Annotated in this window: 15 protein-coding genes and 1 pseudogene; 9 read left to right on the top strand and 7 right to left on the bottom strand. The window is 71.4% G+C overall.

Features of this window, described 5'->3' with window-relative positions; genetic code table 11:
* Position 1: 1 nt before the first annotated feature.
* From ACH4S8_RS05070 to ACH4S8_RS05055, 4 genes are read right to left on the bottom strand one after another with little or no spacing between them, the layout of a single operon-like run.
* Positions 2-769, bottom strand: coding sequence for an ABC transporter permease (locus ACH4S8_RS05070; protein ID WP_398391029.1), 768 nt, complete (start codon positions 767-769; stop codon positions 2-4).
* The gene (locus tag ACH4S8_RS05065; protein ID WP_398391027.1) at positions 769-1,791 is read right to left on the bottom strand and encodes an ABC transporter ATP-binding protein; all 1,023 of its coding nucleotides are present in this window, start codon (positions 1,789-1,791) and stop codon (positions 769-771) included. Before ACH4S8_RS05065 ends, ACH4S8_RS05070 begins: the two co-directional genes overlap by 1 nt.
* Entirely contained in the window at positions 1,788-2,570 is a 783-nt protein-coding gene (locus tag ACH4S8_RS05060; RefSeq protein ID WP_398391025.1) for a hypothetical protein, read from the bottom strand. The genes ACH4S8_RS05065 and ACH4S8_RS05060 overlap by 4 nt, the downstream gene beginning before the upstream one ends.
* Positions 2,567-3,784, bottom strand: a complete 1,218-nt coding sequence (locus tag ACH4S8_RS05055) for a M16 family metallopeptidase (protein WP_398391023.1) — start codon at positions 3,782-3,784, stop codon at positions 2,567-2,569. The genes ACH4S8_RS05060 and ACH4S8_RS05055 overlap by 4 nt, the downstream gene beginning before the upstream one ends.
* A 433-nt stretch (positions 3,785-4,217) precedes the next feature.
* Here ACH4S8_RS05055 and ACH4S8_RS05050 point away from each other — a divergent pair, with 433 nt between their 5' ends.
* Complete coding sequence (locus ACH4S8_RS05050) at positions 4,218-5,258, top strand: hypothetical protein (protein ID WP_398391021.1); 1,041 nt, start codon at positions 4,218-4,220, stop codon at positions 5,256-5,258.
* A 135-nt stretch (positions 5,259-5,393) separates the two neighbouring features.
* Entirely contained in the window at positions 5,394-6,344 is a 951-nt protein-coding gene (locus ACH4S8_RS05045) for a JmjC domain-containing protein (RefSeq protein ID WP_398391019.1), read from the top strand.
* Here the strand turns inward: ACH4S8_RS05045 and ACH4S8_RS05040 are convergent.
* The gene (locus tag ACH4S8_RS05040; RefSeq protein WP_398391017.1) at positions 6,337-8,754 is read right to left on the bottom strand and encodes a glycoside hydrolase family 32 protein; all 2,418 of its coding nucleotides are present in this window, start codon (positions 8,752-8,754) and stop codon (positions 6,337-6,339) included. The two genes, ACH4S8_RS05045 and ACH4S8_RS05040, sit on opposite strands and share 8 nt — an antisense overlap.
* Before the next feature lie 386 nt (positions 8,755-9,140).
* Here ACH4S8_RS05040 and ACH4S8_RS05035 point away from each other — a divergent pair, with 386 nt between their 5' ends.
* From ACH4S8_RS05035 to ACH4S8_RS05020, 4 genes are read left to right on the top strand one after another with little or no spacing between them, the layout of a single operon-like run.
* The gene (locus ACH4S8_RS05035) at positions 9,141-10,139 is read left to right on the top strand and encodes a sugar ABC transporter substrate-binding protein (protein WP_398391016.1); all 999 of its coding nucleotides are present in this window, start codon (positions 9,141-9,143) and stop codon (positions 10,137-10,139) included.
* Positions 10,140-10,145: 6 nt separating this feature from the next.
* A complete protein-coding gene (locus ACH4S8_RS05030) occupies positions 10,146-11,141 on the top strand; it encodes an ABC transporter permease (RefSeq protein ID WP_398391014.1) in 996 nt (331 codons plus the stop codon).
* Positions 11,138-12,160 carry an ATP-binding cassette domain-containing protein gene (locus ACH4S8_RS05025; protein WP_398391013.1) on the top strand — a complete coding sequence of 341 codons (1,023 nt, stop codon included), beginning with the start codon at positions 11,138-11,140 and terminating at the stop codon, positions 12,158-12,160. The genes ACH4S8_RS05030 and ACH4S8_RS05025 overlap by 4 nt, the downstream gene beginning before the upstream one ends.
* Positions 12,161-12,209: 49 nt before the next feature.
* Positions 12,210-13,250 (top strand): LacI family DNA-binding transcriptional regulator, encoded by a 1,041-nt coding sequence (locus tag ACH4S8_RS05020; protein ID WP_398391011.1) that lies wholly within the window; start codon positions 12,210-12,212, stop codon positions 13,248-13,250.
* A gap of 177 nt (positions 13,251-13,427) precedes the next feature.
* On the opposite strand, the gene ACH4S8_RS05015 is transcribed toward ACH4S8_RS05020, so the two are convergent.
* On the bottom strand, positions 13,428-13,991 hold the full coding sequence (locus ACH4S8_RS05015) for a hypothetical protein (protein WP_398391009.1): 564 nt from the start codon (positions 13,989-13,991) through the stop codon (positions 13,428-13,430).
* Positions 13,992-14,320: 329 nt separating this feature from the next.
* On the opposite strand from ACH4S8_RS05015, the pseudogene ACH4S8_RS05010 reads away from it, so the two are divergent.
* Positions 14,321-15,390, top strand: a pseudogene (locus ACH4S8_RS05010) (zinc-dependent alcohol dehydrogenase family protein).
* Between the two features lie 292 nt (positions 15,391-15,682).
* Positions 15,683-16,606: a carbamate kinase gene (locus ACH4S8_RS05005; RefSeq protein WP_398391007.1), complete on the top strand. Its 924-nt coding sequence runs from the start codon at positions 15,683-15,685 to the stop codon at positions 16,604-16,606.
* A 66-nt stretch (positions 16,607-16,672) separates the two neighbouring features.
* Here the strand turns inward: ACH4S8_RS05005 and ACH4S8_RS05000 are convergent, their stop codons facing one another.
* On the bottom strand, positions 16,673-17,353 hold the full coding sequence (locus tag ACH4S8_RS05000) for a CBS domain-containing protein (RefSeq protein ID WP_398391005.1): 681 nt from the start codon (positions 17,351-17,353) through the stop codon (positions 16,673-16,675).
* A 310-nt stretch (positions 17,354-17,663) separates the two neighbouring features.
* Here ACH4S8_RS05000 and ACH4S8_RS04995 point away from each other — a divergent pair, with 310 nt between their 5' ends.
* Positions 17,664-18,173, top strand: coding sequence for a DUF2231 domain-containing protein (locus tag ACH4S8_RS04995; RefSeq protein WP_398391003.1), 510 nt, complete (start codon positions 17,664-17,666; stop codon positions 18,171-18,173).
* The last annotated feature ends 75 nt before the right edge of the window (positions 18,174-18,248 follow it).

The raw sequence follows: 18,248 nt of genomic DNA, 5'->3' as shown, positions 1-18,248 counted from the left end.
CTCAGGTGTGCGTAAGGGTGCCGAGCCGGCGGACCCGGCGCAGGACACGGGCCAGCAGGAGGGCCCCGACGGCGTAACCGGACAACCCGAGCAGGGCGACGACGGCGATCCGCGCGGCCGGCTCGGAGACGGCCCCGCCGGCCAGCGCGTCCCGGAACAGGTCGGCGCTCCAGCTCAGGAACACCAGACGACCGAAGGGCCTGAGCCAGGCCGGCAGCGTCGACAGGGGCACGAGGACTCCGCTGAGCAGGTACAGCGGATAGTTGAGGGTGTTCTGCACGACGCGCGCGGACGGCATCAGCACGAACAGCGACGACAGGATGCTCGCGGTCCCGGCCATGGCCGCCGCGTTGGCCAGCAGCGCGGCACCCAGTACGCAGGGGTGCGGCACGGCGATCCACCGGCCGAAGCCGAGCCCCGCGACCAGCCACGCCTCCGCCATGGCGGTCACGCCGAGCAGACTGACCGCGCAGATCCGGCCCACGACGACCACCGACAGCCGGCACGGTGTCGCGATCATCGCCTCCAGGGTGCCCTGGCTGCGCTCCTCCGTGATGAGTTCGCCCGCGATGCCCAGGGCCAGCGCCCACTGCCCCATGAGCGTCGGCGCGACGACTGCGTAGGAGGTGAGACCGGTCCGCCCCGCGTGCTCGGCGACGGACAGGAAGACGGCGGTGAACAGTGGCGCGGTGGCCCACACCTGCAAGGTGCCGGGGGAGCGCGGAGCGAGGCGCAGCTGGAAGCGCAGGGATGCCAGGAAGAGGGACATCAGGTCACCGCCATGCCCCGCCGGCCCACCAGATGCAGGTACACCTCTCCGAGGTCCGGTCGGGCGGTGCTCACCCGGTGGACCCCGGCCCCGGCCAGCACGGCGAGGACCGCCGACGTGGTGGCGGGCCGCTCCGTCTCGACCTCGGCCCGGCCCGCCTCGTGCCGCACGGCGACCACGCCGTCGAGCGCCTCGATGCTCGGCACCAGGTCGACGGGCACGTCGTGGGCGACGACCCGCTCGTAGCCCGACAGCAGCCGGCCGACGGTGTCCGTGCTCTCCGTCATGATCAGCCGGCCCCGGTCGATCAACGACACCCGGTCGCAGACCGCCTCGGCCTCCGCCATGTCGTGCGTGGTCAGCAGCACGGTCCGGCCCTCGCGCCGCAGCTCCCCGATGAGCGCGCGGAAGTCCAGCGCCGCCACCGGGTCCATGCCCACCGTGGGCTCGTCGAGGATCAGCACCCGCGGATCCCCGACCAGCCCGCGTGCCAGGTGCAGCCGCTGCTTCATGCCGCGCGAGAACGTGTCGACCCGGGCGTCGGCACGATCGGCCAGGCCTACCCGTTCCAGCAACACCTCGGCCCGGGAACGCAGTCGGGAGCGCCGCAGTCCGTACATCGCGCCCCAGAACCACAGGTTCTCCCGGGCGCTGAGGCGGCCGTACAGTCCGCGGTCACCGCCGAAGACCAGGCCGATGGACCTCCGTACGGCCCGTGACTGCCGTACGACGTCCAGACCCAGCACCCGTGCCGAACCCGTGCTGGGCTCCAGGGTCGTCGTCAGGATCTTGCACAGCGTCGTCTTGCCCGCGCCGTTGGGACCCAGCAGGCCGTGCACCTCACCGGGCGCCACCCGCAGACCGACACCGCTCAGCGCGGTCACCTCACGGGTGGAACGGCCGCGCCGGTCGGCGTAGACGCGCCCGACGTCCTCGACGACGATGGCGTCCGTCGTCGCGTCCTTGTCCGGGACGGAGCCCGGTGTTCCCCGGCGCGCCGGGTCGTGCTTCTCGTTGCTCACCACGGGCTCTCCCAGAAGCAGTGGTCGACCGACCAGTCACCGGCCACGAGGGCGCGCAGCACGCTGTCCGCGGAGCGCGCCGCCCCGGGTTCGTACGGATGGACGACATGGCCGCACAAGGGACGTCCCTCGGTGGCCTCCACGGCGGCCGCCACCAGCGCGGCGATGGCGGCGCGCCGGTGGCGCGCGTCGTCCACGAGCGTGTCCACCAGTTCGGTGAACTCCTCGCCGGTCACGCTGTCCTGCTCGGCGGTCAGCACGGTGCCGTGTCCTATGGGTTCACCGTGGAGTTCGGCGATGAAGGACAGCCGGTCCGCAGCGGCCATGATGTCCGCGACACCCGGATGCGCGGAGGTGACCTCCTGGCCGGGATAGGTGGTGCGGAACGCCTGGACCAGCCAGTCGCTCACGCGCGCGTCGTCGGCGCGGGTGGCCGGCCGTACGGTGAGGCCCGCGGGGCAGGGAGCGGCCCCGGCCGCGGGGCCCCGGTCGTGCCGTACGTAGGTCAGCCGGGGCCGCCACGGCGCGGGCAGCCGGAGATCACCGCCGACCCGCAGCAGCACGGCGTCGGCCTCGAGACCCCGGGCGCGCAGCGCGCCGCGCAGGGCGTCCAGCGCGGCGGGGGAGGCGGGCAGCCCCGGGTCGCAGTACTCGACCAGTATCTGCCGGCGCCCGGTGAACGGGTCGTCGCAGCGGTCGGCGACGAAGCCGAACCCGGCCGCCTCGCCGGCCAGTCCGGCCGACGCCGCCCGGCGGAGGTATTCCCGCGTGGCCGTCACCGTGCCACCGGCCGGACCACGGCCCGCCAGCCGGCCAGCACCTGAGCCGCCGCCTCGCGGAGATCGGCGGCGCTCACCGCGGCGATGTTGGCCACCTCCACGGCGGGCGTCCAGTCGGCCGGGCCGCCGCTGCGCAGGGCGAGGAAACGCGCGCATTCCAGAGGGGCGTCGACGGAGGTGAAGATCCGCATCTGTGCCTGGCGCCGGGCGGACTCCAGATCGTCCGGCTTGGGGCCGTCGGTGGCGATCTCCTCGAGCGCTCCCCGGATCACGGCGAGTGCGGCGTCGCCGTTGCCCGCGTCCACACCGGCCAGCACCCGCCAGGCGCCCGTCTCCCCGTAGCCGCGGTTCCACGACTGGAACGCGTAGGCGAGACCGGCCTCGCCGCGCAGCCGCCGGTACAGCACCGACGACGGGCTCGAACCGAGCAACTGGGCAAGGACGTTGAAGTGGGGGCGGCGCGGATCGTGGTTGCCGACCGAACGCGCTCCCGCGCACACCCAGGCGAACTCGTCCGGCCAGCGCACCGGTTGGTCCGGGCCGGGAGCGGGCAGGGAGGTCAGGTCGCGTTCGGCGGTGCCGATCAGCGCCAGGGCGTCGTCCGGGACACCGGCGACGCGCGGGTCCGCACTCGCGGGGACGGCCGGGCCGACCACGATCAGCGACAACGGGGCGGTCAGCAGCCGCTCCTGGTGCCCCGCGGCCAACGCCGCGACATCGAACCGCTCGACGCTCTCCCTCGTTCCGCCCACCGGTCGGCCCAGCGGATGGCCGGGAAAGAGGTGATCGAGGAAGGCGTCCTGCACCACGTCACTCGGATCGGCGGCGGCCGTCGCGAGCTCCTGGACGACCGCCCGCTTCTCCTGGGGCAGCGTCCGCTCGTTCCATCGGGGCCGCAGCACCGCGTGCTGCAGCAGACCGGTGATCTCCTCCGCGTCGTCGGCGTGCACCTGCGCGTAGAACAGCATGCGGTCCAGGCCGGTCTCCGCGTTGGCGTGCCCGCCCAGCCGCTCGACGTACTCGCTGAACGACGGCACCGAGCCCACGGGCGCGGACATCAGCACATGTTCGAGGACATGAGCGAGACCGCACTCCTGCGACGGATCGTCCCGCGAACCGTACTTCGAGGTCAGACAGACCGTGGTCGTACTCAGTCGCTCGTCGACGACCGCCACGACCGGAAGCGGCCCGTCGATGGTCCGGAATTCGTACAAGGAAAGCACTCTCCCTCAGTGATCCGTACAAGCGAATGCCGCCACACGCAAGGTGGCGGCATTCCACTTCACTTACCGGTTCAGCGGCTGTTCGGCTTCACCTTGTCGAGACGCGGACGCAGGATGGCGGCGTGGTTCAGCATGTGAATCTCCTTCGTTGAGAACTGATCGAACGAAAGGGACTGTAGGCGGGGCTCATTGCACCGGCAACAGCCGCTTCCGTAATCCGCACGTCACGGCTTCCGTTCTCCTCGAGAGCCCCTTTCCATGCCCGGAGCCGCAGGTTTTCCGGAATGCGCATCCCATGGCTCCCGCGCCGGCCGGCGAAGCTACGATGCTCGAAATTCCGCCGCGCTCAGGGTGCGCCGGCAGGCGTACGACGGCATTCCGTCCCGCTGCCGCACCGGCCGGCCCTTTTCATCGGAGGTGCGCCATGGACCTGTCGCTGCGGACCGTGCGGGAGGTCATGGGCGTGGCCCCGGACATCCGGCTGGGGCTGGTCCTGGAGCGGGCCGCCCGGCGCGACCAGCGGCTGACCGGAGCCGTGTGCTCGCTCGCCGCCGCCGAGGGCCACCGGCTCGGACGGCTCGGCGAGGCACTGCTCGACGTGGAGCGGGCGCGACGCGAGGAGCACGACCGGATCATCGCGCTCGTGCGCGGGGCGGGCCGCGCGGAGGTCCTCAAGGGAGCGGCCCTCCAGCGCTATTATCCGCCGGGCGTGCTGCGCACCAGCAGGGACGTGGATCTGCTGATGCCCGACGAGGCCGAACTGTGGGCGGCCGTGGCGGCCCTCGCGCGGGTCCGGCCGGTGGACGAGGCGCGCGTGAGCATGATCGTGAGCGGCGGCCGGCGCCACTGGGCGGTGGCCCTGAACTGGCCCTCCCCGGAGTCGGACCTGGACCACGTGTACGCGGCCGAGTTCCTCACCGCGCCCTTCTACGGAAACTCCACGACCGTGCCGCTGCGCACGGAGCTGCCCGCCGACCGGACGGTCGCCCACCTGCTGCTCATCGCGGAGGAACTGTTCCAGCAGCCCCTGCGCGGGCGGGACGTGGTCGACGTCGCGGTCCTGGTCGACGCGCTCTCGGAGCAGGACCTGACGGACCTGCGCCAGGCGGCCGGACGATGGCTGCTGGCACCCGAGGTGCACGAGGCGGTGGAGCGGGTGAACGCCGTGCCCGGCCTGGCCGGCGATGCCTCACGCCGACTGGCCGAGGAGCTCGCCCACGCCGCGGAGCGGGAACGCGCACGGCGGACGACGGCCGGCCTCGCCGCCGACACGCCCGTCACGTACTACGGTCTGCCCCTCGGCCCGGCACTGAGCGCTCCCGGCGTCGTCGTCGAGCAGGACGCCGAGATGACGGTCGTACGATGCCCGGTCGGCGGCTTTCTGATGGTCGACACGCTCTCCGTTCCGGCCGAGCTCGCCGAGGCCGCGCTGGAACGGTATCCCGAGGCCGTCCTGCCCGTATGACACCCCGAAATCCCGGTGACTCACGGAGACGGGAACACTCCGCATCCCGGGACGGGAACACTCCGCGCCGCACGGGAAAACCGTGACCGGGCGCAGTTCGGAAGAACCGAGCGCAGATCCGAAGAAAGGACGGCCATGCACGCGCCGACACTCGCCCAATGGGTGGGAAACCCCGAGCATTTCCTCGACTCCTACTGGAACGACCGCCCCGGTGTCTTCCGCCCGGCCGGCGGCGGTTACAGCTCCTTCACCCTGGCCGACCTCGACGCCGCCCTGTCCACAGGATTCTTCCGGGAGCCCTATGTGGAGATGTGGGACGGCGACAAACTGCCGGCCAGGAAATTCACCACCGCCCGGACCGTCGCCCGCGACACACCGGGCGGATTCGCCGATGCCCGCAAGATCCGGGATCTGCTCGACAAGGGGGCCACGCTGCTCCTGCGCTGCATCGACCAGTGGCACGCCCCCACGCGCACCCTGCTCGCCTCCCTGGCCACCGAACTCGGGCGGCACATCGAGGCGTTCTTCTTCGTCACACCCGCGGGACGCCAGGGACTCCCGCTGCACCGCGACGACGCCGACGTCCTGGTCGTCCAGGTGGCAGGCAGCAAGACCTGGCACATCCACGAGGGCCCCGCGGACGAGAACTGGCACGCGGGCCGGGTGACCGAACAGGACGGGCCCCGCCCGGACGAGATCCTGCGCACGACGCTGCACGCCGGAGACGTCCTGTACGTGCCCCGGGGCTTCGCCCACTGGGCCTGCGGGGACGAAGGGCTCTCCGCCCACCTGTCCCTGACCGTCCGCGAGGTCGGTGCCCGGGATCTCGCCGACGCTCTGCGGGCCCTGCTGGCGGACGAACTGCGCCTGCCGGACAGGCCGTTGGGCCAGGACGCCCTCACCTCCACGGCGGCCCGGCTCCTCGCGCACACCGCCGAACGCCTCGCCGGACTGACCCCGCAGGAGCTGGTCGGCGAGGCGAGGCGCCGCGGTCTGGCCGGCATGCCCGCCGACCCCGACACCGTCTCCTTCGCGGAACTCGCGGCCCGTTGGAAGACGCCGGCGGCGACGGTGGCACTCAGCTGACGGTGAGGTGCTGCGCCACCGTGTCCCCGGCGAAGCCGTTCACACCGAACAGGCCGCTCGCGTAGGTGTCGTCGGTGGCGTCGACCACCGGATCCGCGCCACCGGCGAACCACACCCTGATGCGGTCGCCGTCGGTGCGCACCTTGAGGTGATAGGTGCGGCCCTCGACGACGGGAGTCCTGAACACCGCGATGTCGCGCCCCGGCCGCCACAGCTTCACCACGCCGCTGGTGTCGATGTTCGCCGTGTAGCCCGCGCCGTCGGCCCCGGAGCGGAAGGTGAGGCCGGTGGCGGTGCCGTTGGTGACGGACAGGTCGCCCTCGTAGGTGAAGTCGGTGCCGGTCCGGTCGCTGAGGTAGAAGCCGTCCTGCGCGGTGCGGCCGTGCAGTCCGTCGGGCTCGACGGTCCAGGTGCCGCCGCGCGCGGTCCAGCTCCCCGCGGGGAACGCGTCGAGACCGCCGGAACCGGTGTCGAGGTTCTGCACCGTGGCCGTGCCGTCGTAGACGTTCACGCCGAACGTTCCGCTCGCGTAGGTGTCGTCGGTCGCGTCGATCACCGGATCGCCGCCGTTGTCGAGCCAGACCTGGATGCGGTGGCCGGTCGTCCGCACCTTCAGATGATGGGTTCTGCCCGCGGCGATGGGGGTGGCGTACGTGGCGATGTCCTTGCCGGGCCGCCACAGCTTGACGACGCCGCCGGTGTCGATGTTCGCGGTGTACCCGGCGCCGGAGGCGTCCGCGCGGAAGGTGAGACCGCCCGCCCGCGCGGAGTCCAGGCTGATGTCGCCCTGGTAGGTCGCGTCCCCGCCGGTCGAGGCGCTCAGGTAGAAGGCGTCTCCGGGGGCGGAGGCGCGCTTGCCCCCGGAGACGTCGCTCCAGCTTCCGCCCGCGGCGTGCCAGGGACCCTTCAGATTGCTGCGCAGCGTCGACTGGCCGGTTCCCCAACTGGTGTTCAGGCGCGTGAACGTCGCGCTGTCCAGGGTCACCCGCCCGTCCAGGGCGAAGAGTCCGATGCCCTGGCTGTCGGCGCTCGAGTCGAAGTCGGCGTTGTCGGACAGCGAGTACAGTCCGCCGTCGGCGAAGATCTCCAACTGGCCCCGGTCCACCAGTAGACGCATCGTGACCTTGCCGTTTCTCGGCTTGAGCGGCTTGCCCTGGAGTGTCTGGGCCTTGGTGTCGTAGACGACCCGGCGGTCGGCGGTGCCGTCCGGGCGCAGGTGCAGGTCGAAGCCGAACCGGGACGCGGTGGCGCCCGTGACGTCGAACTGCGCGGTCAGTTCGTAGACGTCGGCCCGGACGCCGTCCAGGAGGTTGCCCTTCCGCGCGGTGTCGATCGTCCGGTTCTTCCACGTCCGGCTGTCCGAGGCGAGCGACGCCAGTTCGGCGACCGGCGTGCGGGTGATCCGCGGGCCGTCGGGAGTGGTCACCAGGGCCAGCGAGGCGGGGAAGGTCGCGTCGCCCGTCCAGGTGCTGCCGTGGTTGCCACCTTGCCAGGCCATCTGCACGGTGCGTCCGTCGGGCATGTTCGTGAAGGTCTCGGCGGCGTAGAAGCCGCCGCCGGCGTAGGTGGTGCCGAGGTCCGTCTGCTGCGGCTGTGTCCAGTCGGTGCTGAACGTCGTGCCGTCGAAGGAGCCGACGGCGTACTGGCCGGAGGCGGACGTGAGGATCCACTTCCGCTGACCGGCCTTGCCGTCCAGGTCGAGCGGGTACAGGTCGGGGCACTCGAAGAGCCACGGCGCCGCGAAGCGGCTGGCGAACGTCCAGTTCAGGAGGTCCGGCGAGGTGTAGATGTTCACCCCGTTGCCGTCGTGGGAGGACCACACCACCATCGCCCAGCGGTGCCGGGCCGCGTCCCAGAACACCTTCGGATCGCGGCTCTCGTCCGGGATGTCGATGACCTTGCGTCCCTTGTCGTACGCCTGGAAGGTCCGCCCGTCGTCATTGCTGTAGAAGACGCTCACGCCGTTCGTGTTGGAGAACACCACGATCGGGTCCAGGGAACCGGTCCTGAGACCGGACGTGTTGCCCGTGTCCACGACACCGCCGCCGGAGAAGAGGGTGCCGGGATGGACCCCGGGCTCCAGCGCGACCGGCTTCTGTGTCCAGTGGACCAGGTCGGGGCTGGTGGCGTGACCCCAGTGCATGGTGTCCCAGGCCAGGCCGTGCGGGTTGTGCTGGTAGAAGAAGTGGTAGAGCCCGTTCGCGTACACCAGACCGTTGGGGTCGTTCATCCAGCCGGACCGGGAACTGAAGTGGAACTGCCCCCGGTACGGCTCGCTGTAGGTGGTGGGCGGGTAGGGGAACTCCGGGTAGTCCGGTGCCGTCCCGGCGGCGGCCGGCACGCCCGGCAGGACGGCGGCGGCCAGGGCCACGGCCAGACAGACGAGCAGTGCTTTGACTCTTCGACGCATGTGATCTCACCCCTGCGCTTCGGCAGCGAACATGTCATCGTTGTCACTGTCATCGCTGACATCCGATCGGTGTCCGATGATGGGGCCGACCCATGAGTGCGTCAACTGCCCTGACAATATTGATGTGTTGGGCTGACAGAGGCCGAGCACCCCGACCTGCGGCATGAGGTGCACACCTCTCCCGTGACCCGGCCAAATTCACGGCCCCGGCCGCACCGTGTTGCCAACTCGCCTTCTGTACAAGGCATTGACGCCCCCCGAACAAGGCGTCCATCATCCTCGGCAAGCCGATGTCATCGTTGACATGTGCCGGCGACGACCCTTCTGGCGGAGTCCCCTTGCGAGCCGCGCGGATCACCCACCATCGCTGTGTGTAGGAGTCATCCATGTCTCTCAGAGTGCGACCGTTACTCGCTGTCGGCATCACGTGCCTCACCCTGTCCGCAGGGGCCTGCGGGTCGGGTTCCGGGGGCGGCTCCTCGTCCGGCGAGATCAAGGTCGGCCTGATCACCAAGACGGACACCAATCCGTACTTCGTGAAGATGCGTGAGGGCGCCACACGGGCGGCGAAGGCCGCGAACGTCGAACTGTCCACGGCGGCAGGCAAGTTCGACGGAGACAACGCGGGCCAGGTCACCGCTCTGGAGAACATGGTCGCCGCAGGCGTCAAAGGCGTGCTGATCACCCCGAACGACTCGAAGGCCATCGTCCCGGCGATCGCCAAGGCACGGGCCAAGGGCGTGCTCGTCATCGCACTCGACACCCCGCCCGAGCCGCGGAGCGCCACCGACGCCCTCTTCGCCACGGACAACGTGAAGGCCGGCGAACTGATCGGCGCCTATGCCAAGGCGGCCATGAAAGGCAGGAAGGCCAGGATCGCCACGCTCGACCTCGCCCCGGGCATCTCGGTCGGCGTACAACGGCACGACGGCTTCGCGAAGGGCTTCGGCATCGGTGCGGCCGATCCGTCCATCGTCTGCTCCAAGGACACCGGCGGCGACCAGGCCAAGGGGCAGACCGCCATGGAGAACTGCCTGCAGAAGGCACCGGACATCAACCTCGTCTACGCCATCAACGAACCGGCGGCGCTCGGCGCGTACACCGCGCTGAAGGCCAAGGGGCGCGAGAAGGACGTCATGATCGTCGCGATCGACGGCGGCTGCACGGGAGTCCAGGCAGTCAAGGACGGCAGGATAGCGGCCACTTCGCAGCAGTACCCCCTGAAGATGGCCTCCGACGGCGTCAAGGCGGTCGCCGCATTCGCCAAGGGCGGCAGGAAGCCCTCCGGCTACACCGACACCGGTGTCCAGCTCGTCACCGACAAACCCGAGACCGGCATCGAGGCCGAGGACACCGGCTTCGGACTGCGCAACTGCTGGGGCTGATCCACGATGACCGCCTCCGCCCCTCTCAGCGCCGGCGCCAAGAACGGCTTCGCCCCGCGCCGACTGCTCACGACGCCGGCCGCCGGACCCTTCGTCGCCCTCGTCCTCGCGTCCGCCTTCTTCTCGGCCGGCACCGACCAGTTCCTCTCCGGCGGCAACTTCTCGCTGATCCTCCAGCAGGTGATGGTCGTCGGCACGCTCGCGATCGGGCAGACGCTGATCATCCTCACCGCCGGGATCGACCTGTCCTGCGGCGCAGTGATGGCATTCGGCAGCATCCTGATGGCCAGACTGGCCGTGCACGAGGGCCTGCCGCCGCTCGTCGCCGTGCTCGCCGGGCTGCTCACCTGCGGCGCGTTCGGCCTGGTCAACGGTCTGCTGATACGGATCGTCCCGCTGCCGCCGTTCATCGTGACCCTCGGCATGCTCAACGTGGCCTTCGCCCTCACCCACGTGTACTCCCAGGAGCAGACGGTGACCGGACTGCCGGGGCCGCTCACCGCCCTCGGCCGCACCTTCCCCGTCGGCCGGACCGACGTCACCTACGGCTCGCTCGTCACCGTGGCCCTCTTCCTCGGCTTCGCCTACGCACTCGGCAGCACGTCCTGGGGCCGCCATGTGTACGCCCTCGGCAACGGCTCCGAGAGCGCCCGGCTCAGCGGTATCCGCGTCAACCGGCTGACGGTGAGCGTCTACGTCGTCGCCGGACTCGTCTACGGTGTCGCGGCCCTGCTGCTGGTGTCGCGCACCGGGGTGGGTGACCCGCAGGCCGGCCAGACCGACAACCTCGACAGCATCACCGCCGTCGTCCTCGGCGGGACCAGCCTGTTCGGCGGACGCGGCACGGTACTGGGCACCTTCGTCGGCGTACTCATCGTCGGCGTCTTCCGCAACGGGCTCCAGCTCATGGGGGTTTCGTCCGTGTACCAGACCCTCGTCACCGGCGTCCTGGTGATCCTGGCCGTGACCGTCGACCAACTCTCGCGGAAGGGAACACGATGACCGGCACCGACGTTCCCGGGGGCCGGCCGACCACCCCCACCGGCCCCGTCACCTCCGCCGGAGAGGACCAGAACCCCGCCGGAGAGGACCAGGCATCCGCCGGAGAGAGCCAGGACCCCGGCGGACAGCACCCGGCCCCCGACGGACAGAGTCCGTCGCCCGACGGGCGGACCGGACAGGCGAGTTCATCGACGACCGGGCCGCAGCCCGTGCTCAGCGCACGCGGACTCGCCAAGCGCTACGGTCATGTCACCGCCATCGACGGCGCCGACTTCGACCTGATGCCCGGTGAGGTGCTGGCCGTCATCGGCGACAACGGCGCCGGCAAGACCAGTCTGATCAAGGCCCTCACCGGGGCCCTCGTCCCCGACGCCGGTGAGATCCGGCTGAACGGCGAGCCGATCCGCTTCGCCGGTCCCCAGGACGCGAGGGCCCGCGGTATCGAGACGGTGTACCAGGACCTGGCCCTCGCCCCCTCCATGGACATCGCGTCGAACATGTTCCTCGGCCGTGAGGTCCGCCGCGGGGGAGTCCTCGGATCGGTCTTCCGGCTGCTCGACAGGAAGGTGATGCGCGAGCGGGCGGCCGCGTACATGGCCTCGCTGAAGGTCGACATCGGTTCGCTCACGCAGCCGGTGGAGACCCTGTCCGGCGGGCAGCGCCAGGCCGTCGCGGTCGCCCGCGCGGCCGCCTGGGCGCGCAGCGTCGTCGTGATGGACGAACCGACCGCGGCGCTCGGCGTCAAGGAGTCCGGCCAGGTGCTCGACCTGATCCGCCGGATCCGCGACAACGGGGTGCCGGTCATCCTCATCAGCCACAACATGCCGCACGTGTTCGAGATCGCGGACCGTGTCCACGTCCACCGGCTCGGCCGCCGGGAGGCGGTGATCAGGCCGTCGGACCACAGCATGGCGGAAGTGGTGGCCATCATGACCGGGGCCCTGAGGGTGGCCGCCGACGGAGGTACGGTCGTCGCGGACAGGGACGCCGCCTCCGCAGCGGGGGTGCGAGCGGGCTGAACCGAGGACCCGGCGACCCGGGTACCGAAGCTCAGAGAACGGGGAGCCGATGACACCGACCCGCAGACCGACACTCGCCGATGTCGCGCACGAGGTCGGCGTCAGCGCCAAAACGGTCTCCCGGGTGCTGAACGAGGACGGCCCCAGTTCGGCCGAGACACGCAGGCGGGTGCTGGAAGCCGTGGCCAGGCTCGGCTTTCAGCCCAACCTGATGGCCAGGTCCATCCGGACCGGGGGGCCGGACACCACCGTGGGGCTGGTCGTGCCGGACGTGGGCAATCCCTTCTTCGCCTCGGTCGCCGGCGGCATAGAGGACGCCGTTCACGCCCGTGGCCTGACCCTGCTGATGGGCTCGTCCGACGACGACCCCGAACGGGAACAGGCCCTGATCGACACCTTCCTGGCCCGCCGGGTGAGCGTCCTGATGGTCGCCCCCGCGGTGGGGGCCGAGCACTCCCGGCTGCGGGCGCACCGCGCGGCGGGCATGCCCGTCGTCTTCCTCGACCGGCCCGGCGCCGGGATGACGACCGACACCGTGGTCAGCACCAACCGTTCGGGCACCCGTGAGGGCGTCGCCCACCTCATCGCGTACGGCCACCGCCGGATCGGGTTCGTCGGGGACCTGCCGGTCAGGCTGTACACACGACGGGAGCGCCTCGCCGGCTACCGCGAGGCCCTCGCCGCGGCGGGGCTCCGCCACGACCGCGCGCTGATCGCGGGCGCCCACGACTCCGCGAGCGCCGCCGATGCGACCGCACGGCTCCTGGACCAGCCCGACCCGCCGACGGCCCTGCTCTCCGGCAACAACAACATGACACTCGGTGTCCTGACCGAACTCGCCCGCAGCGGCCGTAAGGACGTGGCGGTCGTCGCCTTCGACGACGTCCCGATGGCGTCCATCCTCGAACCCGCCCTCACCGTCGTGGCCCAGAACCCGACGGCTGTCGGCGAGACCGCGGGGGCCATCGCCGTGGAGCGTCTCGCCGGGGACCGCTCGCGGGCGCGCACCGTCTCGGTCGAGACGCGTCTGATCCCGCGCGGCTCCGGCGAACTCGCCCCGACGGCAGGGCAGGTGAACGCCACCGGGTGAAACACCCGTGGGGTGGGAAGGGCCACGCACACCGACAGCGGCTCCCGCGCTCCGCCGCTCTTTCACCGCTGACTACAGACCGCGGACCGCAGGCGGCGGTCCGCGGACCGCGGACCGCGAGCCGGGATCAGGGCTCAACCGCCCTCTCGTCCACGCCGGAACGGTCCGGCTGTGACCTCATCGCGGTCCCACCAGATCCCACTCCCGGTCCCAGGCGTCGATCCGGTGCCGGTCGAGCCGCCGACGGGCGACCGCGCCGCCACCGAACGCCAGACCGGCGAGGGCGGCCGCGGCCGCGGTGCCCAGGGCGCCGGACTCGAACGCCGCCCGCGTGGACGTCGGCGGCGCGGAGGTGAGACGGCCCCGGCCGTCCTGCCAGACCGTCACCGCGGATCCGGCCGTGGTTCCGGGGTTCACCAGGGTCCGTGCGGTACGGGTCGAGCCGTCGGCAGCCGTCCAGCGGACGGTCGTCATCAGGCGGCCGGTGCTTCCACGTGTCGGGGTGGCGGTCAGCGGGACGTCGTGCAGGACCAGGGCGCGGACCGGCTGCCGATCGGCTCGTTGCCGTGCGAACACGTCGTCCGCGGCACGGGCGGTCACCAGTCCGGCGACTGTTCCGCCCACGACGAAGACGATCCAGACGGCCAGGACGACCCAGGCTTCGATGATGTCGTCGCGTCGCCGCAACGGGTTGTCGCGCCAACGCCACAGCCGCTTCTTCGCGTACCCGCCACGGGGCATCGCCGCGCACCTCCTTCATCGTCGTGGTGACACTTCCTACGGTGACAGCCGGGGCCGTGCGGGGGCAGGGGCCGACCAGGCGTGGTGACAGGGCCGCTCGGCGGCCGACTCCGGTTCCGGGCAGGGCCGTTCGGCCCTTGCGACCCCGGAACGGCACCGGCGCCCGGCCCCGGATCCGCCGGGCCGGGCCAGGAGGGGCCGGGTGGCGGGCACTGGAGGCCGGACGGCCCAAGCAGAACCCTGCGTAACGGGACAAGCTGGACTTGGAAGGTCGTCTCGCACCGGACAAGAACCATCTCGTACCTGACGAGGGAAGGGTGAGGGAGATCATGAAGGGCTACGTCTTCCACGGCCCGGACAGTCCTCCTGGCAGGACGTCCCGGACCCGGCGGTCAAGGAACCCACCGACGCCATCGTGCGGGTCGGCGCCGTCACCATCTGCGGCACGGATCTGCACATCCTCAAGGGCGATGTCCCCGAGGTGCGTCCGGGCACGGTGCTCGGCCACGAGGCGGTCGGCGAGATCATGGAGGTCGGCAGCGATGTGCGGACCGTACGTCCGGGCGACCGGGTACTGGTCTCCTGCATCAGCTCCTGCGGGCGCTGCCGCTTCTGCCGCGAGGGCATGTACGGCCAGTGCCGGGGCGGCGGAGGCTGGATCCTCGGTCATCTGATCGACGGCACCCAGGCCGAGTACGTCCGCGTTCCCTACGCCGACCTGTCCGTGCACGCCCTGCCCGGCGCGGTGGAGAGCAGGGACGCCGTGCTGCTGGCGGACATCTTCCCGACCTCCTACGAGGTGGGTGTCCTCAACGGGCACGTACGCCCGGGCGACACGGTCGCCGTCGTCGGAGCCGGGCCCATCGGCCTGGCGGCGATCGCCACGGCGCGGCTGTTCTCGCCGGAGCGCATCGTCGCCGTCGACCGTGCCGCGTCCCGGCTGGAGGCCGCCAAGCGGCTCGGAGCCGACGCCGTGGCCGACGCGGACGAGGACCCGGAACAGCTGATCGCCGACCTCACCGACGGGCTCGGCGCGGACGTGGTCATCGAGGCGGTCGGGGTGCCGGAGAGCTTCGAGCTGTGCACGCGCATGGTGCGGCCCGGCGGGCACGTGGCCAACATCGGCGTCCACGGCAAGCCCGCGACGCTGCACCTGGAAGACCTGTGGATCAAGAACGTGACCATCACCACCGGCCTGGTGGACACCCACTCCACCCCCACCCTGCTCCGCATGGCCGCCGCGGGCCGGCTGCCCACCGCACAGCTGGTCACCCACACCTTCCCGCTGGAGGACATGGAGAAGGCCTACGACGTCTTCTCGCGGGCCGCGGACACCGGCGCGCTCAAGGTGGTGCTCGGCGCGCCCTCGCACGAGGACCTCGCCGTTCCCGCGGCCTGACCGGGGATGCGACGAGAGGACGCGACGGGACGACCCGACGAGCGGACGTGACGGCAGGACCTTCCCGGTACCGGCCCGGTGCCGGCCGAACACCTCGTGGAGCAGGGGCCGTTCGGTCGGCGCCGACGGGACCAACGGCCCCGGGCAGGGAAGTTCGGCCACTGACCACGATCACTTCCGCCGCGAAGAATCGTGGGGACTTCCCCTCGCCGCCTCCGTCGTCCTCGACCGGGCGGAGAACGGGGTCCACACCGTCAAGGCCGTCCTGGCCGCCATCCTGGAGGACCGAGTCATGCGCATCGTCATCGCTCTGGGCGGCAACGCCCTGCTGCACCGCGGCGAACGCCCCGACGCGGCCGTCCAGGTGGCGAACATCGACCGCGTCACCAGTGCGATCGCCGCCCTCGCCCACGAGCACGAGATCGTCGTCACCCACGGCAACGGCCCCCAGATCGGGCTGCTCGCCGTGGAGAGCGCCGCCGATCCGGCCCTGAGCGCCCCCTACCCGCTCGACCTGCTCGGCGCGCAGACCCAGGGCCTGATCGGCTCCCTGCTGGTGCGCAGCCTGCACGACGCCCTGCCCGGTCACCGGACGATCGCGTTGGTCACCCACACCCTCGTCCGGTCCGACGACCCCGCCTTCGAGCACCCCACGAAGTTCGTCGGCCAGGTGTATCCGTACGACATCGCGTCCGCGCTCGCCCGTAGACGCGGCTGGCACATCGCCGCCGACAGCACCGGCTGGCGCCGGGTCGTCCCCTCCCCGGAACCCGAACGGATCCTGGAGACCGACACCGTCCACGAGCTGCTCGGCGGCGGCGCGCTCGTCGTCTGCGCGGGCGGCGGAGGCGTTCCCGTCACGGCCGACCCGGACACCGGTGCCCTCACCGGTGTGGAGGCCGTCGTGGACAAGGACCTCACGGCGGCCCTGCTCGCCGAGCAGCTGAAAGCCGACTTCCTGCTCATCCTCACCGACGTGCCCTGCGTCTACGCCGGCTTCGGCACCCCCGAACAGCGGCCCGTCCTCGGTGCCACCCCCGCCGACCTGCGCCGGGGAGACTTCCCCGCGGGCTCGATGGGTCCCAAGACCGAGGCGGCGGCCCGGTTCGTCGAACGCACCGGGGGACTGGCCGCGATCGGCGCCCTGGACGCGGCGTACGAGATCGTCCACGGCACGTCGGGCACGCTCGTCCGCCCCGACCTGCCGGTCCTGTGACGCGAGCCGAAGACGAAGTGAGCCGAAGAGCCCTCAGCTGCCGCGATGTTCGAGCCCGCCCACGGCTCACAACCCCTGCGTCCGCGGTTCGCCGGCCTCCTCCGGCTCGCTGGTGAGCCGTGGTTCGACACCCACGACACCCTCGATGGCGTGCACGAGGCGTACGGCGACCGAGACGAGCGAGGTGTCGCGGACGTGTCCGCGCAGGGTGACGACCCCTTCGTGCACGGTCACGTGGATGGCGTGGCTGAAGCCCGGGAAGAGGTAGGACACCACCGTGCGGCGGACTTCCTCCTCTATCTCGTCGTCGGGCCGCAGGAACACCTTGAGCAGATCGGCGCGGCTGACGATGCCCTGAAGCATGCCGATGCCGTCGACCACGGGCAGTCGTTTGACGTGCCGGACGGCCATGATCCGGGCCGCCTGCGCGAGCGTGGCGTCCGCGTGGACCGTGACCGCCGGGGTGCTCATGAGTTCCGCCGCCCTGGTCGCACCGGCCTTGGCGGCGTCGGCCAGGCGCTCGCGCTGCCGGGAGAGGCCCGGCTCTTCGTCGCGGAACTCCTCCTTGGGCAGCAGATCGGCCTCGGAGACGACGCCGATGACGCGCCCCTCGCCCTCCAGTACGGGCATGGCGCTGACCTTCCACTGCTCCAGGGTCCGCACGATCTCCTTGAACGGGGCGTCCTGCCCCACGGCCACGACCGTCCGGGTCATCACATCGCTCACGATGTGCGGAGTGCCGGTCATCTCCCAACACCTCGATTCGTCTTCGTCCTGACCGGCCGACGCCGGCCCGACGGAGGTACGCGGTTCTGGTGACGGCCCGGACGTGTCGTCCGGAGCGTCGTGCGGCTCGGCGGAGACATCGGCCACCGCGTCCACGCCCGGTCCCAGGTGCCCTCCATCTCCACTGTCCGCCGGGCATACGGAAGCCACATGGGCCGGACGGTCCCTTCCCCGCGCCGGGAGGCCCTTCAGAGGAACCTGAGAGATTCCTGTGCCAAGGTGGCGCGCCTGATCAACACGGTGAGTACCCACCCTTCTCAAGGAGTTGCCGATGAGCCTGGTCAACGGCCTGCCCGCGCACGTACTGCTGGTGCATTTCGTGGTCGTCCTCGTTCCCCTGACCGCGCTCGCTCTCGTGGTCTGTGCGATATGGCCCAAGGCGGCCCAGCGCCTGGGCGTCGTGCTGCCGGTGCTCGCCCTGGTCACGCTCGTGAGCGTGCCGCTCACCACGAACGCGGGCGAATGGCTGGAGGGACGCGTCGCCGACAACGCGCTGGTGCGCCGTCACGCCGAGCTCGGGGACGGCCTCCTTCCCTGGGCCGGGGGCCTGTTCGTCCTGGCGTTCGCCGTCTGGTGGGCGGTCGGCCGCACCTCGGCGTCCGGGGCCTCGGACAGCGCGCGCCGACCCGGCACGCTCGTGCGGGTCGCGGCCACGGTGCTGTCGCTCGTGGTGGCCGCGGGAGCCGTCGTGGACGTGTACCGCATCGGCGACTCGGGGGCGAAGGCGGCGTGGCACGACGGCTATTCCAAGACCGCCTCGCGCGGTGGCGACGGGGGCTGACCACCGGCCGAACCGCGGGCGGCCCGTCCCGGTGGCGGGAGCGCGCGTGAGGAAGGAGGTGCGTGCTCCATGGTG

It is taken from the genome of Streptomyces sp. NPDC021080, assembly GCF_044333225.1.
In the GTDB taxonomy this organism is placed as follows: domain Bacteria; phylum Actinomycetota; class Actinomycetes; order Streptomycetales; family Streptomycetaceae; genus Streptomyces.
The sequence above is the reverse complement of the archived record's forward strand: the minus strand, read 5'-3'. Positions and strand labels throughout refer to the sequence as shown.